We start from the raw sequence: 21,190 nt of genomic DNA, 5'->3' as shown, positions 1-21,190 counted from the left end.
ATAGAACCTATTTTTTATAGATAAGTGTGAGGCTAAGAACTTATTAACCCGGTTGTAGCTGCTATAGTAGCGTTTTTGAGGTAAACTCTAGGTACCCTTTGACCTACCAAACAAGCCACTTCATAATGAATGGTATTCATTTGTGCAGCTACTTCGCTGATGGAAATACAGTCATCTTTAGGGTCTCCAAAAAGAATGATTTCTTCATTAAAATTAACAGAATCAATTTCGGTAAGATCTACCATCGTTTGATCCATACACACTCGTCCGATGATTGGTGCTCTATGCCCGTTTAATGTCACATGACCTGTATTCGATAGTGCCCGTGAAAAGCCATCTGCATAGCCTACTGGAATCGTTGCAATAATCGAATCTTTTGTAGTGGTATAAGTTCGTCCATAGCTGACAGATTGTCCAGCTGGAACTTCTTTGATTAAAATAGGTTTTGTTTTAAAGGTCATGACTGGTTTCAACTCTATTTTATCGCGTAAATGTTCTTCAGGGTAGATACCATAAATACCGATGCCAATCCGAACCATATCTAAATGCATCTCGGGAAAAGCAATAGTTGCTGCAGTGTTGCAGCAATGTGTAATAGGAATCGTATAGCCTTCTTTTTGAATAGAAGAAGTAATGTTCATGAAATGGTTGAATTGATCGTAAACAAATGTAGACTGAATAGCATCTGCATCCGCAAAATGAGTGAAAATACCTTCTAAGATCAAATAATCTGATGTGATTGATGAAATGATTTGCAAAGCTTCTTCTGCTGTTCGTACCCCAATGCGATTCATCCCGCTATCTATTTTTAAATGAATCCGGCATACTGTCTCTTTTTCTTGAGCTAATTCTTGAATGCTTGCGACAGCTTCTCTAGAATAAACGGTTAGTGTAATGTTATGGTCAATCGCGGTTTTAATTGTTTCACTATCGAGACTATTATAGCCAAATACTAAAATTGGAATGGAGAATCCAGCTTTTCGTAAAACAATCGCTTCATCTAGAAAAGCAACGGCTAGATAGGTTGCACCAGCATCAATGGCTGTTTGAGCAACTTCTTTTGCACCATGGCCATAGGCATCAGCTTTTACAACAGCCATTAAAGTTGTTTTTGGGGGAATCATTCTTTTAAAGCTTTTTATATTGTGTGCTAAATTATCCAAGGATATTTCTACCCAAGTCTCTCTAAAACTTCCTTTTTTCATTTCATTCACTTCCTAAAGTTAGCTAGTATATTTTAAATATAATACCACTTAACAACCAAAGAATGAAAGGATAATAAAATATTTTATAGCAAATAGGTCATGCTTTTAGAATTTATACAGACATGTATAAATTCTAGAATGATTTGTTCAAAGACAGAGGACTTAAAATTTTGAAATCTGTACCGGGAAAATGAAAAAATACAATTTAATTATTAGTCATTCGTTTTGTTATTTTAGGAAGGAGATAGTGTAAGAAAAAAGTGTTTCTATCGAAATTAACTGTTTTAGCTAAAAATAAATGGTATTATTGATTAAGTAAAAGAGCGTTCTTGTAGTTTTTTAGTAATAAAAGTGAATATTTTCACAAAAGGAGATAATGATGACTTTTAATGTTTTGATGTACCATGAATTTCGAGAACAAGGTGACGTGGATGTTTTGAATCCATCCACTATTTCGGTTGCACAAGATTATCAAGATGCTTTACCGACAGTACTTTTTAGTTATATTAATAACTTTAAACTACAAATGGAATTTTTGAAAAGTGAAGGGTACCATACCTTGATGCTTCAAGAAATAAAAGATTTTTACGAGAAAGGAATCCAGCTTCCAGAAAAATCAGTTTTACTAACATTTGATGATGCTTTTCAATCAGTGCACAAGTACGCCTATCCAATTTTGAAAGAATTACAGTTCCATGCAGTCAGTTTTGTGGTATTAGGTTGGCTATCGCAAGAGAAAAAAATATTTGATACAACAGTATCGCTAGTTATGAGTAAAGCTGAACTTGAAGAGATGAAAGATGTATTTGAATTTGCTAATCATACAACTAACTTACATAAGCGATACTCTGATGGAACGACTGAAATGCAACGAACTTCTCTACAAGAGTTGAAAGAAGATTTAGTAATATGCGGAAAATACGTGAACCACCCAGATATATTTGCTTATCCGTTTGGAATTTTTTCGTCTGAGGATACAAAACGCTTAGCTGAAATCAATATCCAGTATGCATTTACTACAGTTCCAGGGGTAAATACAAAAAGTACACCGTTGTTAGAATTACACCGCGATACGGTGATGCTTGATTGTACATTAGAAGAATTTAAAATCATTGTGGAAAGAGGAACGAGAAGATGAAGAAATTAGGTAGACTGCTACTAGTCATTACATTCGTAGTAATAGCAGCAATCGGTTTGGCAGCTTGTTCAACGGATGCCGAGACTGCTCAAACTAGTAAAGATAGCTCTTCGGAAAATATGAATGAGCCACTTAGATTTGGCACATTGCCTGCAGAATCAGCTATTCCGATCATATTAGCAGAAGAGAATGGTTATTTTGAGGATGAAAATGTAGCTGTAGACATCACTCCTTTTAGTTCGCCAAATGACCGCAATGCAGCTGCTCAATCTGGTGAACTGGATGGAATGATCGCAGATGTAATGACGGCTCTTTCATTCCGAGAAGGTGGAATCGATTTAACGATTACGTCTGACATTAATGAGGAATTCAAATTATTGTCTTCACCTGATTCAGGGATCACAGATATCAAACAATTAGATGGTAAAGATGTTTCATTAGTACCTAAATTTTTACTTGAATATATTATGGATGAAATAGCTGCTAAAAATGAGATTGGTTATGAAGTGGTTTCGATTCCTTCTATCCCGGCGAGGTATGAAGCATTATTAGAAAATCAAATTGATTCGGTCATCTTTACGGAACCTCAAGCTACAGCTCTTAAAGTAAATGGGGCACATGTATTGGCAAGTTCATCAGAGTATGGCATCAAAGGTGGAACGATTCTGTTTAGCGATGAGAGTGTAGCAGAAAAATCTACTGAGATTGCTGCTTTTTATCGTGCGTACGACAAAGCAGTTGAGTATATGAATACTACTGATCCAGTTGAATACAGTACGATTTTAGATGAGTATAATTTTCCTAAAGAAATGGGCGACTATTTAGCCAATAAAGAAGAAGATTACACTAAAGCAACAGCCGTTACAAAAGAATAATATGCTAGTATCGAAGAATGGACTAAAGAAAAAGAAATGATCAGCAAAGATTATAGATATGAAGAATTGACCGATTTTTCTATGCTGAAAGAATAACAAAACGCCTCAGATTCAACCAACTCTATTAAGAGAGCCAGGTGGATTCGAGGCGTTTTTAGTCTGGGGTTACATCGATTTATTCCATGGCGTCAAAAACCATTCTAGCAGATCTATCAATTTGAATAACAAAAAACCAACTAAACAAAGCGCTAGTATGCCGCAAAACATTTGCGAATAGTCAATGACAGACCAAGCATTCATGATGTAATAACCGAGACCATATTGCGTAGCATAATTTTCTGCAAAAAATAGTGAAGCTACTGCAATCCCAATACAAACACGCAACCCACTAATGATTTGTGGGAGAATGGCTGGATAGAGCAAGTAGAGAAAGGTCTGCCATTTGCTTGCATGCATCATCCGCATGACCTGATAATAAGACTGGTCAATTTGGGCTATGCCATCGCGCACGGATAGAATCAGTTGGAAGACAATGATCCAGACGACTAAACTGATTTTTGAAGCATCGCCTAAACCAAAAACCAGCATAAAGACTGGTAAAAATGCGACTTTCGGTATAGGGTAAATAAAGTACAGTAAAGGAGATAATAAACGATCTGCCCATTTACTAGCTCCAATCCAAATACCTAAAGGCACACCAATCATAAAAGAAATAACGATAGCTGATAAGATGCGGAATAAACTGCTAAAGATATGAGGGAGCAGTAGTGGAAACACTTCTATAAATAAACCAATTGTCTTAATCGGCTCTGGAATAACTGGATGCGCCACGACAAAATAAAGCGACTCCCAAACTAAAAATAAGCCTATCAAACCAATAAAAGTATCTAAAGAGATCTTTTTCTTTTTAGACATGTTGTGTCCCACTTTCTAGACTTTCTCGAACCCTTAAGCACATGTCGTAAAAGGCCAGGTTTTTACGATTATTTTCACTTCCAACTAAAGGATTATGTATAATTTCATGAATTCCGCTTTGATTCATAACAATGATTTGTTCCCCTAAAAATACGGCTTCCTCGATAGAATGAGTCACTTGCAAAAGAGTCGTCTTTTTTGTTTGATGAATCGCTAGAATCAGATTTTGCAATTGCTCTTTGGTCATGGCATCCAATGCCGAAGTAGCTTCATCTAAGAGAAGAATCTCGGGATCTAAGTTTAAACTTCGGGCAATCGCTACACGTTGCTTTTGCCCACCACTAATTTGAGAAGGATAAAATTGAGCGAGACTTGAAAGGCCTAAATCTTTTAAAAGATGGGTGGTCTTTTTTTTTATACTGCTAGGACTGTGATGAGTTATTTTAAGCCCCAACGCTACGTTATCGAAAACAGTACACCATGGGAGCAAAGCGTATTCTTGAAAAATGATTCCAGTATGAGCAGGAAAATCGGTTACTGGAACATCATTTATTTTTAATTCTCCGCTGACAGGTTTAATGAATCCGGCTAAAGCATGGAGAATAGTTGTTTTCCCGCAACCGGAGGGTCCAATGATGACACATGTAGAGTTGGATGGAACAACAAAAGAAATGTCAGTCAATACAATTTTATTTTCAAACGAACAAGTTAACTTGTTCACAAATATAGCGTTTCTAATCATTCAGCTGTCTCCCTTTTAGTAGTCGATTCCATTATAAAAGTTTTAGTCTCGATATTCAAACAACTTTTAAAAATGACTACTGATTTAACCATTAGAACAGTCCACTTACTTAATTTAGAAAAATACTGGCTTTTTATTCATTAATCCGTTATAATAGGAAGTGCCGAAAGGTCGTACGGCAATGATAGACTTTCGAATCGTGTCAGATCCGGAAGGAAGCAGCACTAAGAATGTTCCGTCATGTGCCGTTCGTACATATAATAAAATAAAAAGAAGCCGCTTATTGAAAAATCAGCGGTTTCTTTTTATTTTATTATCTAATGGAGTTAGATGGTTGAAACTCAAAAGAGTCTTTGACTAACTGTTTAAATTCCGCCTCAAATAACGTATAATAGAGAGTAATTACGAACGGTTCAAGAAAGGGAGAAATGCATGAGTTATCAAGCACTTTATCGAGTATGGCGTCCCCAAAAATTTCAAGATATTGCAGGTCAAAAAGCCATTACACAAACGTTAATAAATGCTTTGGCACAAGAAAAAACAAGCCATGCTTATCTGTTTACTGGGCCTCGTGGAACAGGAAAGACGAGTGCAGCTAAAATTTTTGCTAAAGCTATTAATTGCCCCAATATAAAAGACGGAGAACCTTGTAATGAGTGTGAAACATGTCTTTCTATTACTAATGGTCAATTAAATGATGTAATTGAAATTGATGCGGCCAGTAATAATGGGGTAGAAGAAATTCGAGATATTCGGGATAAAGCAAAATATGCACCGACTAGCGCAGACTATAAAATTTACATCATTGACGAAGTTCATATGTTAACAACTGGAGCTTTTAATGCGTTACTAAAGACGTTAGAGGAACCTCCAAAAAATGTTGTCTTTATCTTAGCTACAACAGAGCCGCATAAAATTCCTTTGACCATTATTTCTAGAACGCAACGGTTTGATTTTAAACGTATCAGTGTGCGCGATAGTTGCGAACGAATGGCATATATTCTAAATCAAAAAAAAATAACGTATCAAGAAGAGGCTTTAACGGTCATTGCTAGAGCTGCTGAAGGCGGTATGCGTGATGCATTAAGTATATTGGATCAAACCATTTCATATGGAGATAATTCAGTAACCGTTGAAAATGCCATGAGCGTTACCGGTAGTTTGACACAAGAATTAGTTTTAGATTATTTTGATGCTATTATTCACTCCAATACCGAAAAAGGTTTATCTCTTTTGCAAAGTATTTTAGCTGAAGGCAAAGATGCCAGTCGTTTTGTGGAAGATTTGATTTTGTTCAGCCGTGATATATTGGTTTACCAGCAAGCTCCTTTGATGACTGATTTATTGGAAGGTGCAAATGTTGACGAAGGGTTTAAAGCACTCAGTCAAACGATTACAGCTCAGCAGTTGTACGAAGTCATTAGGATTTTAAATGATGCTCAACAAGAAATGCGATATACAAATCATGCAGAAGTTTATTTAGAAGTTTCCACAGTGAAGTTGACTCAATTAGCTGTTGCTAGTTCAGCAGGTAGAGCAACGGTTGAAGAGTCTAAAGTAGACAATAATAGTGTACAAGTTGAACAGCAAAAGTTTACCGATATGGAAAAAGAACTCCTAGAAATGAAAAAGCAACTGCAAAAGCTTGCCAAGAATGGTGGAACGCCTCAGCCATCTAAAAAAGCACCTAAAGCAGTTTCTAAACCAGGAAACAACCAATTTAAAACAAATACGACGATGATTCACAAATTATTAAGTGAAGCGACAAAAGAAAATTTAGCCCAATTGATTGATATTTGGCCTGACTTGTTGAATATGCTGTCGGTCACGCAACGAGCCATCATGAAAGCTTCAACACCAGTTGCGGCAAGTCCTAATGGCTTGATTGTTTCTTTCGAATATGATATTTTGTGTCAAAAGGCTACAAATGATAGCGAATTGCTTGAAGCTATCAGTGAAAATCTACGACGTTTAGTCGGGCATTCGCCGCAAATGATCTGTGTTCCAGCAGAGCAATGGCCAATTATTCGAGAACAATTTCTGAAACAAAATAAAACATTAGTGAAGAAAGCCCCTGTAGAAAAAGTGTCTTCCCCTTCTGCTTCTGGTAGTAAAGATGAGATCCAAGTGGACTTTGATTTTGAACAAGAAAATTTAGCTAGTTTAGAAACGGCTCTACCAGAGCCAGATGAAGAGGAAACGATTGTAACAGAAGCGATGGAAATGTTTGGAGAAAAAAATGTTGAAGTAAGAAATGATTAAAAATCAACCAATTGAAAGGAAGAGTAATTGATGCGTGGAATGGGAAATATGCAAGGTATGATGAAACAAATGCAACAAATGCAAAAAGAAATGGCGAAATCTCAAGAGAATTTAAATGTAAAAGAATTTAATGGAACAACTAATGGAGATTTGGTCACTGTAACGTTGACTGGAGAAAAGAAAATGAAAGATATTTCTATAAAACCAGAAGCTGTTGATCCTGATGATATTGAAATGTTGCAAGATTTAATTATTTTGGCAACGAATGATGCTTTAGAAAAAGTAGAAGCAGAAACACAAGCTGTCATGGGGAAATACACTAAAGGAATTCCCGGCCTTTAAACCACAACGAAGTAGATAATGACTAAAGATGGGATTCCTTGTGGGTCCCGTTTTTTGAATCCTATAATTCCTGTATAACGGATAAGAAAGGAAATGACTATGCACTATCCAGAACCGATATCAAAATTAATGGACAGCTATATGAAACTACCTGGAATTGGGGCGAAAACAGCTGCTCGCTTAGCCTTTTTCACGATTGATATGCGCGAAGAAGACGTAACGGATTTTGCTAAATCGTTGATCAGCGCAAAAAGAGATCTTCATTATTGCTCCATTTGTGGCCAAATTACAGAAGAAGATCCGTGTCAAATATGTCAAGATAAATCACGTGATAGAAGTGTTGTTTTAGTTGTAGAAGATCCAAAAGATGTGATAGCTTTAGAAAGAATGCGTGAGTATCATGGGTTGTATCATGTATTACAAGGAGTTCTTTCTCCAATAGAAGGAACGGGTCCAGAAGACATCAACATACCGAGTTTGATCAAACGATTGCAGTCTGATGAAATCAATGAAGTGATTATTGCTACAAATGCGACTGCTGAGGGTGAAGCAACAGCTATGTATTTATCTAGACTGATCAAGCCAGCAGGAATTAAAGTAACGCGTTTGGCTCATGGACTTTCAGTTGGAAGCGATATTGAGTATGCGGATGAAATCACCCTGTTAAAAGCAGTTGAAGGGCGTAGAGAACTTTAGAAAAAGTAAGTAGTAAGGAAGGGAGGCTGGAATAATGCTGTTCAAGAAGAAATACGCATTACGAAGAGAGTACGATGCAGCCTTGCTAAAATTAATGATAGAGACAAAAGGGAAATGGGAATACGCAAAAAAGATTGAGTATTCGGTCATTGAAAAAGATAGCCTATTATTTGCTCAAACAAAATTAGCAGAAGCAAAGTATTTCTATTTATTTAAAGAGGCCAAAAAAAGGCATATTAAAGGGGATACATCAACTTTAGAAACATTATAGCAATCAAAAATTAAGGAGGAGCGAGGATGAATGAAAAAAAAAATAGTGCAGAACAACATCGTCGCCCTCTATTTGATAGTTTAAATCAACATCAAAAGAAGGAAAAGGTCTCTTTTCATGTTCCTGGACATAAAAACGGTATAAACTGGGATGAATCGTTAGCTTCTTTTCACTCGATGCTTCCTTTTGATCAAACGGAAGTTTCAGGATTGGATTATTTACATGAACCGGTTGGTATTTTAAAAGAAAGTCAAGAATTGCTAAGTAAACTATATGGTAGCAGTAAAAGCTATTATTTAATAAATGGCTCAACCGTGGGCAATTTAGCCATGATCATGGGTGCAACGAATAAAGGAGACCAGGTATTTGTTGATCGAAGTTGTCATCAATCGGTTATTCATGCATTAGAATTAGCAGAACTGCGACCGATTTTTCTAACACCAGAAATGACTCAATCAAATACGACACCTTTGGGAATTTCTTTGGCAAGGTTAGAAGAAGCATTTGAGGAGTACCCATCTGTTAAGGCGTTGATCGTAACGTACCCTACATATGATGGAATGGTTTACCCTCTTAAAGAGTTGATAGATTATGCTAGAACAAGGAAGTGCTTAGTTTTAGTAGATGAAGCCCATGGACCGCACTTTACATTAGGAGACCCTTTTCCTGCTTCGGCATTAGATTTAGGGGCAGATGTGGTCGTGCAGTCTGCACATAAAATGTTGCCTTCTTTTACCCAGACAGCTTATCTGCATATCGGAAGACATGCCTCACTTTCTTTGAAAAATAAAGTTAACTATTATTTGCACATCTTCCAATCTAGCAGTCCATCTTACCCACTGATGCTTTCGCTGGAGTATGCACGTTACTTTTTAGCATTTTTTAATGAAAAAGACTTGAAAACTACGATAGAATACCGTGATTTATGGAAAAATCAATTTGAAAATGCGGGTCTAAAAATCTTTCAAAGCAGTGATCCGTTAAAAGTGAGGGTTTCTTGGGTAAATCATAGCGGTGAAGCATTAGCTACTCAATTAGAAAAACAAGGCATCTTTGGTGAAAAGACGGATCAAACTACGATACTACTGACGTTTCCACTTCTGAAGCAAGAAACAGAAATTAGCAAACCATTCACTATAAAATTGATACAGTATAAAGAAGAATGGATCGATAACAAGGAAACGGCATTGTTGATTGCACCTTATTCAGAACTAGACTTAGGCTATGAGGTTCAAAAAAGTCGAACAATTGAACAAATTCCCTTAGCAAAAGCTGAAGGAAAAATTACAGCACAAAATATCACGCCTTATCCACCAGGAATCCCTTTTGTATTGAAAGGTGAAAGACTAACAATTGAGAAGATTAGATGTTTGGAGGATTATTTAGGCCAGTCGGTGAGAGTTGTTGGACTTGGAAATAGTATGGAGCTTGCTGTCTTTTCTGAAAAGGATTGACGCTATTGTTGGCAATGGGTAAAAGCCATTAGACTGTCAGACATAGATACAGTATAATGAGAATAGCTATAAAGCTAGAAGAAGAAGTAAGGGGCTTAGAATAGTGAAAGGAATATTTATTACAATTGAAGGTCCAGATGGTGCAGGGAAAACTAGCGTTATAAAAAAACTTATTCCAATGCTAGCTAAAACAGTTCAACAAGAGATTGTTGCAACAAGAGAACCTGGAGGCAGTCGGATTGCCGAAGAAATTCGTGAACTTATTTTAAATCCAGAGAACACTGAAATGGACATACGCACAGAAGCATTATTGTATGCAGCCGCAAGAAGGCAGCATTTAATAGAAAAAATCATTCCAGCTTTAGAAGCCGGAAAAGTAATTATATGTGACCGATTTGTAGATAGTTCATTGGCTTATCAAGGTGTGGCTCGTGGTATTGGTGTCTCTGAAGTAGCAGAAATCAATCAATTTGCAACAGGAAATCTTTCTCCTGACCTAACGCTCTACTTAGATATAGAGGCACATTTAGGTTTGGAACGGATCAATCAAAATAAGAAAAATCGTCAGTTTGATCGTTTAGACCAAGAGACATTAACGTTTCATGAAAAAGTTCGGTCTGCCTATTTAGATATTGCAAAAGAACAGTCTGATAGAGTCGTTCAAATCGATGCAAGTCAAGAATTAGAAAAAGTTGTTGAAGATTGTTATCAAGTTATTATTAGAAACATCACAGGATAAAAAGGAAGAGGAGTTGATTTTAAATGAAGTTAATATTAGCTATAGTCCAAGATAAAGATGGAGGACGTTTGTCGAATGAATTTGTAGATGCGGGAATACGAGCAACTAAGCTTTCAACAACAGGAGGCTTTTTAAAAGCTGGCAACACAACATTTATTATAGGAATCGAAGAAGAACGTATAGATGAAGTATTAGATCTTATTCGTAGAAATTGCCAATCAAGAGAACAATTTATGACTCCTCCTGTTAGCGTAGATGTTTCAATGGAAACAAATATGCCTTATCCAGTAGAAGTTCAAGTTGGTGGAGCTACTGTATTTGTATTGCCTGTTGATCAATTTCAACAATTTTAAAAGCGGGTCGTGATGAATATCGAAGAAAAATTAAATTGGCTACAGCCTATATTGTTCAAACAATTTAAAAAAACAGTACAGCAGAAACAATTGGCTCATGCGTACCTTTTTGAAGGTGTTTCAGGAGCAGGAAAAAAAGAGCTGAGTTTATGGCTAGCAGCTAGTTTGCTTTGCCAAAAAGGGTCAGAAAATATTCCTTGCGAAAGTTGTGAAAATTGTCGTCGAGTCTTTGAACATCAACATCCGGATGTAATTGAAATTATACCAGATGGCTTATCTATAAAAGTAGAACAAGTTCGCAATTTAAAAGCTGAATTTTCAAAAAGTGGTGTGGAAAGTCACCAAAAGATTTTTATTATCGAAGATGTTGAAAAAATGACCACCGGTGCGGCAAACAGTTTACTTAAATTCTTAGAAGAACCTGAAGGAAGCGCAGTGGCCTTTTTATTAACTACCGCTAAGCAACGGATTCTTCCAACTATTTTATCTAGGTGTCAACTGATTCATTTTCAATCGTTGACTAAAAAAAAATTAATGGCAGAGCTCGAAACTAAAGGACTTTCTATTAATCAGGCTTCTTTATTGGTACAATTGACTAATAGTGTAGAAGAAGCACTCGAAATGAATGGAAATGAGTGGTTTCAAGAGGCAAAAACAATCGCTTGGAAATGGTTTACACTGATTACAAATAAAGATAGTCAAAGTTTTATTTATGTACAGACGACTATTATGCCTCATTTTAAAGATCGCGATGCACACAGAAGATTGCTGGATTTGATTTTATTGGCCTACCGAGATGTATTGATGATGCACTATCACACAATTGATGTACTGGCTTATGCACGTTATCAAAAAGAACTTGATCACATTAAAGCAGTAGGTACGGGAAAAGGAACAATACAAGCTATTGAATCCGTCTTACTTAGTCGTAAAAAACTAGAAAGCAATGTCAATGCGCAAGGTGTTTTTGAACAGCTTGTTTTACAATTAATAAAATAAAAGGTATAAAAGATGATTAAAACAATGATCATAGTAAAGAGTGGGTGAAAAATGGATGGACAAAAAAACTTTATATGATAGTTTTACTCAAATAGAACTTGATACTGATACAACTCTCCACCAGATTTCTAAAATTAAAAAAGAGGTTGAAACATTAGTCGAAGAAAACGCTACTCTCCGCATTGAAAATCAACACTTGAGAGACCGTTTGAGTGATCTTGAAAAGCAGCAACAATCAGATGAGGAAGTTGTAGAACCAGAAATGAGTAAATCACGTTTAAATCTTGAAAAGTTGTATGAAGATGGGTTTCATGTGTGCAATGTTTTTTACGGTTCAAGAAGAGTGAATGATGAACCATGTGCCTTTTGTTTAGATGTTATTTATGGTGAAAGAAGATAAAACATGAATTTGATAAAAAAACTTGTAACCGTAATGAAAATGGCTACAGGTTTTTTGTTATTTACCATTATTTTGATTAATAAGTTATTGATTTACTTAGTCTTAAAAAAATTCAGAAGATACAATTCAATTAAAGGAGTAAAATTCAAGCTACAATAAGGAGTCGATAAAAGTAATGAAAGCTATCTCAATCAAAAATCCGGGTAATTCTGAACAATTAGAAATTAAAGAATATACGATACCTAAGCTTAATGAAGGAGATCTCTTGATACAAGTTAAAGCAAGTGCTGTAAATAGGACAGATATTATGACACGTGAAAACAAACAATTGGCTGAGCCTTATCCAATATTAGGAGTTGAGGTCGCAGGAGTTGTGGTTGAAAATAGCAACAATTCTGACAACCAATTGGTTCCTGGGACTCGTGTTGCAGGGTTAGTAAATCATGGTGGGTATGCAGAGTATGTCGTTATGCCGTCTAATCGAGCTATACGTATACCAGATAATATGAGTTTTGAATCAGCAGCAGCGATTCCAGAAGTTTTTCTAACAGCTTACCAAACACTATACTGGTTAGGAGAGTTAAAGCCAGATGAGACTGTTTTGATTCATGCAGGAGCCAGCGGTGTGGGAACGGCAGCGATTCAATTGGCAAAAAAAATGACTAAGGCACGGGTTATCGTAACAGCTGGTTCAAATGAAAAATTGCAATTTTGTAAAGAATTAGGCGCAGATAAAGTGATCAATTATAAAGAAGAAGAGTTTGATCAGATTGTTTTGAATTATACAGAGCAAAAGGGCGTTGATTTAATATTAGATTTTATCGGTGCTTCATACTGGGAAAAAAATTTAACGAGTCTGAAAATAGATGGACGCTGGGTACTTATTGGTGTATTGGGTGGGGCAATAGTTGAAAATATCAACTTAGGCAAGTTACTACAAAAACGAATTACGTTAAAAGGAACTCTTTTGACTTCTAGAAGTGATGACTATAAGGCAAAATTAACGAATGAGTTTGTTGAACATGTTATGCCTTATTTTGAAAAAGACTTGATCAAGCCGATTGTAGATACTGTTTTCTTATTAGATGACGCAGCAAAAGCTCATCGTTATATGGAAGATAATAAAAATAGTGGGAAAATTATTTTGAAGGTCGAAGATTAAATTTGGTGAGAGTTGGTTTTACTTATTTCATGTTAAAGCAGTTCACCATATGGTATAGTAAAAAATGATTATAATTGAAGGAAGTGTCAATAATGAATCAGTGGCTGCAAGGTGACGAACGAATGGATCAATTGCTCAGTCATAACTTATCCATTATCCAAAGTCCGTCCGTTTTTTCATTTTCATTAGACGCAGTGTTACTGGCAGATTTTGCTCAACCAGCAAAACATGATCGTGCAAAAATTGTTGATTTATGTGCAGGGAATGGCGTTGTCGGCTTGTTGCTCAGTCAAAAAACAAGCAGCTCTATTATTGGAATTGAAATACAAGAAAGATTAGTTGATATGGCCAATAGAACCATTCAAATGAATGATTTAGCAGATCAAGTTTCTATTAAACATGGAGATTTAAGTGATGCGACTAAGTGGGTTAAAAAAGATACGGTAGATACGTTAACGTGTAACCCACCGTACTTTGCTGTGGGAGAAAAAAGTATAAAGAATCCTAATTCCCATTTGGCTATCGCCAGACATGAGCTGCAAACAAACCTGGATGAGGTCATGAGGGTCTCAAGTGAGTTACTAAAAATGAATGGAAAAGCTTATTTTGTTCATCGGCCAGATCGATTGATTGAGATCTTAGAAACAATGAAAAAGTATCAGATTGCTCCTAAAAAAATGCGTTTAGTTTATCCTAAAGACGGAAAAGAAGCTAACACATTATTAATTGAAGGCATAAAGAATGGAAAAGATGCAGGTTTTCGCGTTTTACCGCCACTTTTTGTTTACAGTGAAGCCAATGATTATTTGCCAGAAGTGAGAGAGATGCTCTATGGAATCCATTAGTTATTTTTATGTCTTGTATTGTCAGGACGGAAGTTTTTATGGTGGATATACAACGGATCTTACGAGAAGAGAACTGGAACATAATCAGGGAGCCGGAGCTAAATATACAAAGCCACAAACAAGAAGACCCGTGAAGCTATTTTATGCTGAGGGCTATGGAACTAGAAGTGAAGCTACAAAAGCGGAATATGCTTTTAAGAAACAAACAAGGAAAAACAAACTAGATTATTTAATAAATCAGGGTGTTAAATTTCCTATTCAAACAACAATGCCTTGTTTATTAATCATGCAAAAAATGGAAGTAAAGGAAGGTGAAAAAAATGCAGAGTCAAAAAAGTTTTGAGCAAACTCAGGGTGGAAGTTTATACCTTATCCCCACTCCTATTGGAAATTTAGAGGATATGACATTTAGAGGAGTAAGGTTACTGAAAGAAGTCGATTTGATTGCTTCTGAGGATACACGTACGACTCAAAAATTACTAAATCATTATGAAATAAAAACACCTCAAATTAGCTTTCATGAGCACAATACACAAGAAAGAATTATTCAATTAATTGAAAAATTAGAAGCGGGTATAACAATTGCACAAGTGAGTGACGCAGGAATGCCGTCTATTAGTGATCCTGGACACGAGTTAGTTGTAGCCTGTATTCAAGCTGGAATCTCGGTCATTCCTTTACCAGGAGCGAGTGCCGGATTAACTGCACTAGTTGCATCTGGAATAAGCCCACAGCCTTTTTACTTTTTTGGTTTTTTACCGCGCAAGAAAAAAGACCAGATAATGGCTTTAGAAGAATTGAATCATCGACCTGAAACGATTATTTTATATGAATCGCCACATCGTTTAAAAGAGGTTTTAAAAAACATGTCAACCGTTTTTGGAATGAATCGAAGGATCGTTTGTTGTCGCGAACTGACGAAACGATACGAAGAATTTATAAGAGGCACGATTGAAGAAACAATTGAATGGTCAATGACAAATGAAATAAGAGGCGAATTTTGTTTGATCGTTGAAGGAAATAGTGCAGGATCACTTTTAGCAGAAGAAGATACAAGTTGGGAAAGCTTGTCTTTAAAGGAACACGTTGATTTGATGATCACTGAAATGGCATTTACTAGTAAAGACGCTATTAAAGAAGTAGCTAAACTAAGAGGTTTAAAAAAGCAAGAAGTCTATGCAGCTTTTCATGAATTTTAACATAAAGACAACTAAAAACAGCTACCCTCTTTGTGGAAAAGTATTTCCGAAAAGAGGGTAGCTATTTTTTAGTAGTACTATTACGTGGGTTAACACAGTGAATCTAATTAGTAATTAGTGATCGTCATGGTTTATTTTATCGTCTGCTAATAAATCACGAATTTCTTTAAGGTATTTTTCAGCTGCTGGAATTTCAATTTCCTCACTAATATCTTCTGTCTTTTTGAATTTATTCGCTGCATTATTGATGATTTTAATGAAAATAAAAATAACAAATGCAATCAGAATGAAATCAACAACGGCTTGCAAGAAAGCGCCATATGCTAAGGTAGCACCGCCAACTTCTATCGATAATCCTTGAATATCTTTTCCACCAGACAGAATACCGACAATGGGCATAATAATGTAGTTTACAAGAGCAGTAACAATGCCAGTAAATGCAGAACCAATGACAAGCCCCACGGCTAAATCAAGAACATTTCCACGAAAGGCAAATTCTTTAAACTCATCCATAAATTTTTTCATATTTTTCTCCTCCTTACAAATAAACTTAGCTAGCATTAGCTAAAGCAAACCCAACTATAACAGAAGTACGTTTTTATAGTCCACCTTTATGGATGAATTTTAAAATGATTCTTTTTAAGATCAATTCAAGACAGAAAGTATGAAATTATGAAAATTAATGTGGAGTATGGATAAAATAAGGTATAATGAAGAAGAAAATAAGTCTTATAAGGGGGAAAAGAAATGAAGAAAAAGTGGAGTAATCTAATGATCATCTCTTTAGGTCTATTGGTATTAAGTGCTTGTGGAACAAATAATGGAGAAGAAGGAACATCAACTGAAACAATACAAGCTGAATCAGTTGTATCTGAGTCAACGTCTTCACAAGCAGAAGAATCTTCAACGGAAGAAATTTCGTTGCAAGAAGAATATAACGAAATTTATACAGATGGATTAGCTCAATATGATGCTGGAAAATATGATGAAGCAGCTGGTACAATTGGACTATTGCTTCAAAATGACTTGTCACAGTACGAGGAACTTAAAATAAAAGCTGTAAGCTTGGAAGAAAAAATCAATCTTGTTCAAGCTGAAGAAGCACAAGCTGATGAAGAAGCTACCGCAATCATAGAAAAATCAACTTATAAAACAGAGCGGACATCAGATTTAGCGAATTCTGAATTTACAGAAGCAACAGGGAAAGACATTAATACTGTATCAGATGATGAAATTAGTACTTGGATAAGCGATAAAGAAGCTGAAGTAGAAGAAGTACTTAAAGAAACAACACAAGCAACACCAGAAGAAGAGATGACGGAAGTATTGAACCAAGTAGTTGCAATTTCTGGGATAGCTGCAGAAGACAATCAATTTTATGCAACTAAAACAGATGAACAAACATATACTATTGAAATCCGCCATTCACACGAAGTAGATGGTGTAGGAATTTCAAATATGGTAGGGATGTTTAAATATGATTTAACAACAAAAGAGTTACAAAAGATGGATCCATTAACGGGTGAATACAAAGTAGTGACAGAGTAAGCTTATATAAGCTAATATTTATGACAGAGTTATACTGTTTCTTTTTGAGAATCAGCTAATAAATGTAAAGAGCTACAAGAAACCAGATCTGGGTTTCTTGTAGCTCTTTTGCATGAAAAAACTCTAACAGGAGAAAAAAATCAATCTGATTTAATTACTTCTCCAGTTTCAGCATTGATCAAGACTTCTGATTAGTCAGATGATTCGGCCTCATCGACATTTTTATCGATACTGATTGTGTAGACCGGCTTGTCGTCTATTGTTTCCAACTTCAAGCTTTTGACAGAAGCCGTAAAGCTTTCTCCAAGTGTTGTAGACATAGCTGCGCTTTATGTAATCAGATCTTCTAGTATCAATTTCGTTTGGTCACCATTTTCGTTTTGCTCTTGGTTTTGTTTAAGGATAGATCCGTTGTCAGCATAAATGGTCAGATCGTACTCATTTTCACTATCAAAACCATCAATTTTGTACTCGTATCGTCCATCATCATTTTCTTCCATTGCAACTGATTCAATATATGAATCAGGGAAGGTATCAAAATACATGCTGATAGCGGTACCGAAAGAAGTATTGAAGACAACTGGATTGATCCCAAGCGGAGAACCGACATTTTCCGTTGCGTCACTGTTTTGGGCAGTCTCACTGCTTACAGTTGAACTCGTTACACTTGAAGCTGTACTGCTCAATGAAGAATCTTCTTCATTTGTCCCGCAAGCTGATAGTAAACCTAAACTAAATAATGCTGTCAAATACAATGCAGCTTTTTTATACATTTGTCATCTTCCTTTCTCCCACTCTTCCTATCTTTTTTGTGACCGATTGCATCATTATTATTGTATATTGTTTTTTTAAATTCAAAGAATAGGTTTGGAGACTGGGGTTATCGTACCTGGAAGTGATGAGTGTAAACAGGAGATTTATAAACTGGAAAAATTGCAAATATTAATAGATTACACGTTTAATTAAAAAATTACTCTGCATAAATAATAATCTTTTTAATATCTGGTAACATAGTCCCTGGATCATGGCAAAAAAAGACTGATAAAGTTCCACTTTTTAGTGGTTACTTTATACAGTTCAGTTTATTTTGCTAGCTTCTTTTAATGTAACGTTCAACAGGGTAATCAGCTAATGGCAAGTCAGTAGAGTCGCCTGAGATAATTTGACTTAGCATATGACCAATTAAAGGCCCAAAAGTCAACCCAGATGAACCTAAACCACTAGCTGTTAAAAGGTTGGGGTGATCGGGAACTACTCCAAAAAATGGAGCAAAATCAGAAGTGTAGGCTCTCGTCCCTACGCGAATTCCTGTAATGGTAGCATTTTTTAATCCGGGAGCAAGCTCTATCGCTTCTTCTAACATAAGGTTTAATTTTTCTTTAGTAGGTGTTAAGTCATAGCCGCAATCATTTTCATGTGTAGCTCCTACGATTATTTTCCCATTTGCAAAAGGAATAATATCTTTTTCACCCTCTGGCATAATAACAGGCCATTGGGACATATCTTCTGGTAAATGAAGCTGGACCAGTTGTCCTTTTTGAGGACGAATATCGACAGCTAAATGAAGTGGATCGAGTAATTCAGGTAACCATGCTCCTACTGCTAAAACAACTGTATCATAAGTTTTTTCCTGAGTGGTAGAGCGGATAAGATAGTTAGTTGAATTGGTTTGAGATAGAGCTATCTTATCAGGATAATAATGTGCACCATTTGAGATGGCTTGATCAATTAGCTTTTTGGTCAATAGAGAACCATCGACACGTGCGCCTCCTGAAGCAAATAAAGCTGATTCTTCTGAATCATACAATGGAAATTTAGCTTTGATTTCTTTGGGAGATAGAAGTGAGATCTCTCCCATTTCTGGAGCATCTTCAAGGCGTTTAAGAGCTATTTTCTCTAATTTTTCTAGTAAGCTTGCCTTTTTTTTGAAGACAAGTGTTCCTACTTGTTGGTAAATATCTGAATCATCAAGAGGTTCATTTAAATCCCGCATCAATTGGGGGTAAAAAGCCGCTCCTTTAGAAGCTAATTGGTACCATTCTTTGTTTCGTCGCTGAGATAACCAAGGACAGATGATTCCAGCAGCAGCAGAAGTAGCTTGTCCCACACCATCATCGTAAATATCCACTGTATAATTTTTTTGACTAAGGTAAAAGGCAGTAGTAGCTCCTACAATACCACCACCAACTACTGCAATTTTTTTTGTTTTGGCCATTGATTCTCATCCTTTTCGTATGCAACTAGATGTATGAACTAATTTATATTTAAGCACTAATATTGCATGAGGTAGATTACGTTTTATAAAAATTCTTTATACTACTTTTGGTTAACTTGTCCAAGATCAATAAAAAGAACGGTAACCTTAATAAGTATAAAGCAAATTCAAATTTTAATAAATGAGTTTTACTCATAAAACCAAAACCTTAGATGATTCTGTTTATAAACAATAATGATCACTGGTAGTTGCTACTCGTTAATACAGTTCTGTCAGCACCCTAAAGTTGGCATCATTTGACGGGATGATTCCTTCAGCTATGTTTCTTAAATTAAGTATTTCATCGATTTTTTCTTCACTTAGCCAGTTTCTTTTAATCAGGATATGTCGAATAGAGCTACCGGTTGTTAAGGCTTCCTTGGCTACTTCACTTGCTTTTTTGTAGCCGATAAACGGACAAAGAACAGTGGCAATCCCAGGACTTTGCTCAACTTGGTTCCGACAATGTGCCTCATTGACAGTGATTCCACTAATGCAATTATCTGCTAATGTCATTACAGCATTAGTTAGCAGTTCAATAGAGCTGAAAAGATTACGGAAAATAATAGGCTCAAATGGATTTAATTCGAGTTGACCGGATTCGGCAGCCATAGTAATAGTCACATCATTACCGATAATTTGAAAAGCGACTTGAGAAACAACCTCAGGAATGACTGGGTTGACTTTTCCAGGCATGATGGATGAGCCATTTTGCTTAGCTGGCAAATTAATTTCACCAAATCCTGCTTTGGGGCCGCTAGATAATAATCGAAGATCATTGCACATTTTTGAGAGCGTGACAGCGGCTGTCTTTACGACTCCTGAAACGCGAACAAATCCATCCACATTTTGAGTGCCATCGTACAGATCATCAGATTGTTTTAAGGGAAGCTGTAGTTCAGAAGCAAGATTTTTGACAATAATCGAGGAGTAACCGGAAGAGGCATTTATGCCGTTTCCGATAGCTGTAGCACCAATATTAAGGGTATGCATTTCACCCATGATGGCAATTAAATGATGAATATCGCGATGAATAGCAGAATGATAGGCTTTGAAAGAATGCCCCAAAGTTGTAGGAACTGCATCTTGTAATTGAGTTCTGCCCATTTTAATGACGTCCGAAAATTCAATAGACTTTTGTTCCAACAATTCTTCTAAATATAAAAGACTCGAAATAAGTTGTGGCATAAGTTCAAGAACCGTTAGTTTTCCAGCTGTTGGAAAAACATCATTTGTTGATTGAGAACAGTTAACATGATCATTTGGGTGAACCAAATCATAAGTTTCTTTTGTTCCGCCCAAAATTTCACTAGCTCGGTGTGCAAGAACTTCATTCATATTCATATTTGCAGAAGTTCCGGCACCTCCTTGGATAGTATCGACAATAAAATCAGCTTGAAATTTTCCGGCAATAATTTCATCGCTTGCTTTGCAGATAGCATCTTTAATAGTAGAGGATAGATTTTTTTCTTGATAATTAGTAATAGCAGCTATTTTTTTTATAATAGCTAATTTTTTTATGAAGGTAGGATGCATCATTTCTCCAGATATTGAAAAATTATTTTTAGCCCTTAAAGACTGCACTCCATAATAAGCTTCACATGAAACGGGCAAGCTACCAATTGAGTCAAATTCTATTCGTGTATGCATGGTCTTTGTCACGCTCCTTCAATGTATTGTTTAAATATAATTAAAAAGATACCATGCTTGAAACAGGGAGTAAATGGGTATCAAAAAGAAAAAAACAATTAATTGGTATAGGTTGTTTTGAAATTATAAAAGTCCTAATAT

General features: G+C 35.9%; 24 protein-coding genes and 1 other RNA gene. 17 read left to right on the top strand and 8 right to left on the bottom strand.

All coding sequences use genetic code 11. The annotated features are described in order from the left end of the window. Window positions 1-32: 32 nt before the first annotated feature. Entirely contained in the window at window positions 33-1,205 is a 1,173-nt protein-coding gene (gene alr, locus BP17_RS11870; RefSeq protein WP_035054657.1) for an alanine racemase, read from the bottom strand. Between the two features lie 379 nt (window positions 1,206-1,584). On the opposite strand from alr, the gene BP17_RS11865 reads away from it, so the two are divergent. Further along, window positions 1,585-2,343, top strand: coding sequence for a polysaccharide deacetylase family protein (locus BP17_RS11865; RefSeq protein ID WP_035054655.1), 759 nt, complete (start codon window positions 1,585-1,587; stop codon window positions 2,341-2,343). Beyond that, the gene (locus BP17_RS11860; RefSeq protein WP_232219623.1) at window positions 2,340-3,218 is read left to right on the top strand and encodes an ABC transporter substrate-binding protein; all 879 of its coding nucleotides are present in this window, start codon (window positions 2,340-2,342) and stop codon (window positions 3,216-3,218) included. The genes BP17_RS11865 and BP17_RS11860 overlap by 4 nt, the downstream gene beginning before the upstream one ends. Before the next feature lie 165 nt (window positions 3,219-3,383). On the opposite strand, the gene BP17_RS11855 is transcribed toward BP17_RS11860, so the two are convergent. Both BP17_RS11855 and BP17_RS11850 read right to left on the bottom strand, forming a co-directional pair. Beyond that, a complete protein-coding gene (locus BP17_RS11855; RefSeq protein ID WP_051910535.1) occupies window positions 3,384-4,133 on the bottom strand; it encodes an ABC transporter permease in 750 nt (249 codons plus the stop codon). Continuing rightward, on the bottom strand, window positions 4,126-4,875 hold the full coding sequence (locus BP17_RS11850) for an ABC transporter ATP-binding protein (protein WP_035054653.1): 750 nt from the start codon (window positions 4,873-4,875) through the stop codon (window positions 4,126-4,128). The genes BP17_RS11855 and BP17_RS11850 overlap by 8 nt, the downstream gene beginning before the upstream one ends. A 170-nt stretch (window positions 4,876-5,045) precedes the next feature. Here BP17_RS11850 and ffs point away from each other — a divergent pair. From ffs to rsmI, 14 genes are all read left to right on the top strand, one after another. Next, window positions 5,046-5,132: signal recognition particle sRNA small type (gene ffs, locus BP17_RS13325), an RNA gene on the top strand. A gap of 175 nt (window positions 5,133-5,307) precedes the next feature. Further along, window positions 5,308-7,137 (top strand): DNA polymerase III subunit gamma/tau, encoded by a 1,830-nt coding sequence (gene dnaX / locus BP17_RS11845; protein ID WP_035054651.1) that lies wholly within the window; start codon window positions 5,308-5,310, stop codon window positions 7,135-7,137. A 27-nt stretch (window positions 7,138-7,164) separates the two neighbouring features. After that, the gene (locus BP17_RS11840; protein ID WP_198022534.1) at window positions 7,165-7,479 is read left to right on the top strand and encodes a YbaB/EbfC family nucleoid-associated protein; all 315 of its coding nucleotides are present in this window, start codon (window positions 7,165-7,167) and stop codon (window positions 7,477-7,479) included. Window positions 7,480-7,578: 99 nt separating this feature from the next. Further along, window positions 7,579-8,175, top strand: a complete 597-nt coding sequence (recR, locus tag BP17_RS11835) for a recombination mediator RecR (RefSeq protein WP_035054637.1) — start codon at window positions 7,579-7,581, stop codon at window positions 8,173-8,175. Window positions 8,176-8,209: 34 nt separating this feature from the next. Then, on the top strand, window positions 8,210-8,446 hold the full coding sequence (locus tag BP17_RS11830; RefSeq protein ID WP_035054635.1) for a YaaL family protein: 237 nt from the start codon (window positions 8,210-8,212) through the stop codon (window positions 8,444-8,446). 26 nt (window positions 8,447-8,472) lie between these two features. After that, complete coding sequence (locus tag BP17_RS11825; protein ID WP_035054633.1) at window positions 8,473-9,900, top strand: aminotransferase class I/II-fold pyridoxal phosphate-dependent enzyme; 1,428 nt, start codon at window positions 8,473-8,475, stop codon at window positions 9,898-9,900. A 103-nt stretch (window positions 9,901-10,003) separates the two neighbouring features. After that, a complete protein-coding gene (gene tmk, locus BP17_RS11820; RefSeq protein ID WP_035054631.1) occupies window positions 10,004-10,639 on the top strand; it encodes a dTMP kinase in 636 nt (211 codons plus the stop codon). A 23-nt stretch (window positions 10,640-10,662) separates the two neighbouring features. Further along, complete coding sequence (locus tag BP17_RS11815) at window positions 10,663-10,992, top strand: cyclic-di-AMP receptor (RefSeq protein ID WP_035054629.1); 330 nt, start codon at window positions 10,663-10,665, stop codon at window positions 10,990-10,992. Window positions 10,993-11,004: 12 nt separating this feature from the next. Then, on the top strand, window positions 11,005-11,991 hold the full coding sequence (holB, locus tag BP17_RS11810) for a DNA polymerase III subunit delta' (protein WP_035054627.1): 987 nt from the start codon (window positions 11,005-11,007) through the stop codon (window positions 11,989-11,991). A gap of 55 nt (window positions 11,992-12,046) precedes the next feature. Then, window positions 12,047-12,391, top strand: a complete 345-nt coding sequence (locus tag BP17_RS11805) for an initiation-control protein YabA (RefSeq protein ID WP_035054625.1) — start codon at window positions 12,047-12,049, stop codon at window positions 12,389-12,391. Between the two features lie 175 nt (window positions 12,392-12,566). Continuing rightward, on the top strand, window positions 12,567-13,553 hold the full coding sequence (locus tag BP17_RS11800; RefSeq protein WP_035054623.1) for an NAD(P)H-quinone oxidoreductase: 987 nt from the start codon (window positions 12,567-12,569) through the stop codon (window positions 13,551-13,553). Window positions 13,554-13,645: 92 nt separating this feature from the next. After that, on the top strand, window positions 13,646-14,398 hold the full coding sequence (locus BP17_RS11795; protein ID WP_035054620.1) for a tRNA1(Val) (adenine(37)-N6)-methyltransferase: 753 nt from the start codon (window positions 13,646-13,648) through the stop codon (window positions 14,396-14,398). After that, window positions 14,385-14,741 carry a GIY-YIG nuclease family protein gene (locus BP17_RS11790; protein ID WP_035054618.1) on the top strand — a complete coding sequence of 119 codons (357 nt, stop codon included), beginning with the start codon at window positions 14,385-14,387 and terminating at the stop codon, window positions 14,739-14,741. The genes BP17_RS11795 and BP17_RS11790 overlap by 14 nt, the downstream gene beginning before the upstream one ends. Further along, window positions 14,719-15,597 (top strand): 16S rRNA (cytidine(1402)-2'-O)-methyltransferase, encoded by an 879-nt coding sequence (gene rsmI / locus BP17_RS11785; RefSeq protein WP_035054616.1) that lies wholly within the window; start codon window positions 14,719-14,721, stop codon window positions 15,595-15,597. Before BP17_RS11790 ends, rsmI begins: the two co-directional genes overlap by 23 nt. Window positions 15,598-15,711: 114 nt before the next feature. Here rsmI and mscL read toward each other — a convergent pair whose 3' ends face one another. Continuing rightward, on the bottom strand, window positions 15,712-16,122 hold the full coding sequence (gene mscL / locus BP17_RS11780; protein ID WP_035054614.1) for a large conductance mechanosensitive channel protein MscL: 411 nt from the start codon (window positions 16,120-16,122) through the stop codon (window positions 15,712-15,714). A gap of 222 nt (window positions 16,123-16,344) precedes the next feature. Here mscL and BP17_RS11775 point away from each other — a divergent pair, with 222 nt between their 5' ends. After that, a complete protein-coding gene (locus BP17_RS11775; protein WP_035054612.1) occupies window positions 16,345-17,145 on the top strand; it encodes a hypothetical protein in 801 nt (266 codons plus the stop codon). Window positions 17,146-17,336: 191 nt separating this feature from the next. Here BP17_RS11775 and BP17_RS13780 read toward each other — a convergent pair whose 3' ends face one another. From BP17_RS13780 to BP17_RS11760, 4 genes are all read right to left on the bottom strand, one after another. Then, window positions 17,337-17,465, bottom strand: a complete 129-nt coding sequence (locus BP17_RS13780; RefSeq protein WP_269544545.1) for a hypothetical protein — start codon at window positions 17,463-17,465, stop codon at window positions 17,337-17,339. A gap of 9 nt (window positions 17,466-17,474) precedes the next feature. After that, entirely contained in the window at window positions 17,475-17,918 is a 444-nt protein-coding gene (locus BP17_RS11770; protein WP_035054610.1) for a PepSY domain-containing protein, read from the bottom strand. A 317-nt stretch (window positions 17,919-18,235) separates the two neighbouring features. Beyond that, on the bottom strand, window positions 18,236-19,360 hold the full coding sequence (locus BP17_RS11765) for an NAD(P)/FAD-dependent oxidoreductase (RefSeq protein WP_035054608.1): 1,125 nt from the start codon (window positions 19,358-19,360) through the stop codon (window positions 18,236-18,238). Between the two features lie 258 nt (window positions 19,361-19,618). Then, window positions 19,619-21,049: an aspartate ammonia-lyase gene (locus BP17_RS11760; RefSeq protein WP_035054606.1), complete on the bottom strand. Its 1,431-nt coding sequence runs from the start codon at window positions 21,047-21,049 to the stop codon at window positions 19,619-19,621. Window positions 21,050-21,190: the final 141 nt, after the last annotated feature.

It is taken from the genome of Carnobacterium pleistocenium FTR1, assembly GCF_000744285.1.
GTDB lineage: Bacteria > Bacillota > Bacilli > Lactobacillales > Carnobacteriaceae > Carnobacterium_B > Carnobacterium_B pleistocenium.
The sequence above is the reverse complement of the archived record's forward strand: the minus strand, read 5'-3'. Positions and strand labels throughout refer to the sequence as shown.

What these genes read in the sequence shown, in the direction of transcription:
- BP17_RS11825 (WP_035054633.1), top strand. Translation starts at nt 8,473, where the DNA reads ATGAATGAAAAAAAAAATAGTGCAGAACAACATCGTCGCCCTCTATTT.
- BP17_RS13780 (WP_269544545.1), bottom strand. Translation starts at nt 17,465, where the DNA reads ATGTCTACAACACTTGGAGAAAGCTTTACGGCTTCTGTCAAAAGCTTG.
- BP17_RS11850 (WP_035054653.1), bottom strand. Translation starts at nt 4,875, where the DNA reads ATGATTAGAAACGCTATATTTGTGAACAAGTTAACTTGTTCGTTTGAA.
- BP17_RS11860 (WP_232219623.1), top strand. Translation starts at nt 2,340, where the DNA reads ATGAAGAAATTAGGTAGACTGCTACTAGTCATTACATTCGTAGTAATA.
- BP17_RS11770 (WP_035054610.1), bottom strand. Translation starts at nt 17,918, where the DNA reads ATGTATAAAAAAGCTGCATTGTATTTGACAGCATTATTTAGTTTAGGT.
- recR (WP_035054637.1), top strand. Translation starts at nt 7,579, where the DNA reads ATGCACTATCCAGAACCGATATCAAAATTAATGGACAGCTATATGAAA.
- alr (WP_035054657.1), bottom strand. Translation starts at nt 1,205, where the DNA reads ATGAAAAAAGGAAGTTTTAGAGAGACTTGGGTAGAAATATCCTTGGAT.
- BP17_RS11865 (WP_035054655.1), top strand. Translation starts at nt 1,585, where the DNA reads ATGACTTTTAATGTTTTGATGTACCATGAATTTCGAGAACAAGGTGAC.
- BP17_RS11830 (WP_035054635.1), top strand. Translation starts at nt 8,210, where the DNA reads ATGCTGTTCAAGAAGAAATACGCATTACGAAGAGAGTACGATGCAGCC.
- holB (WP_035054627.1), top strand. Translation starts at nt 11,005, where the DNA reads ATGAATATCGAAGAAAAATTAAATTGGCTACAGCCTATATTGTTCAAA.
- BP17_RS11760 (WP_035054606.1), bottom strand. Translation starts at nt 21,049, where the DNA reads ATGCATACACGAATAGAATTTGACTCAATTGGTAGCTTGCCCGTTTCA.
- dnaX (WP_035054651.1), top strand. Translation starts at nt 5,308, where the DNA reads ATGAGTTATCAAGCACTTTATCGAGTATGGCGTCCCCAAAAATTTCAA.
- BP17_RS11775 (WP_035054612.1), top strand. Translation starts at nt 16,345, where the DNA reads ATGAAGAAAAAGTGGAGTAATCTAATGATCATCTCTTTAGGTCTATTG.
- BP17_RS11800 (WP_035054623.1), top strand. Translation starts at nt 12,567, where the DNA reads ATGAAAGCTATCTCAATCAAAAATCCGGGTAATTCTGAACAATTAGAA.
- BP17_RS11815 (WP_035054629.1), top strand. Translation starts at nt 10,663, where the DNA reads ATGAAGTTAATATTAGCTATAGTCCAAGATAAAGATGGAGGACGTTTG.
- BP17_RS11855 (WP_051910535.1), bottom strand. Translation starts at nt 4,133, where the DNA reads ATGTCTAAAAAGAAAAAGATCTCTTTAGATACTTTTATTGGTTTGATA.
- BP17_RS11765 (WP_035054608.1), bottom strand. Translation starts at nt 19,360, where the DNA reads ATGGCCAAAACAAAAAAAATTGCAGTAGTTGGTGGTGGTATTGTAGGA.
- BP17_RS11795 (WP_035054620.1), top strand. Translation starts at nt 13,646, where the DNA reads ATGAATCAGTGGCTGCAAGGTGACGAACGAATGGATCAATTGCTCAGT.
- BP17_RS11805 (WP_035054625.1), top strand. Translation starts at nt 12,047, where the DNA reads ATGGACAAAAAAACTTTATATGATAGTTTTACTCAAATAGAACTTGAT.
- BP17_RS11790 (WP_035054618.1), top strand. Translation starts at nt 14,385, where the DNA reads ATGGAATCCATTAGTTATTTTTATGTCTTGTATTGTCAGGACGGAAGT.
- rsmI (WP_035054616.1), top strand. Translation starts at nt 14,719, where the DNA reads ATGCAGAGTCAAAAAAGTTTTGAGCAAACTCAGGGTGGAAGTTTATAC.
- mscL (WP_035054614.1), bottom strand. Translation starts at nt 16,122, where the DNA reads ATGAAAAAATTTATGGATGAGTTTAAAGAATTTGCCTTTCGTGGAAAT.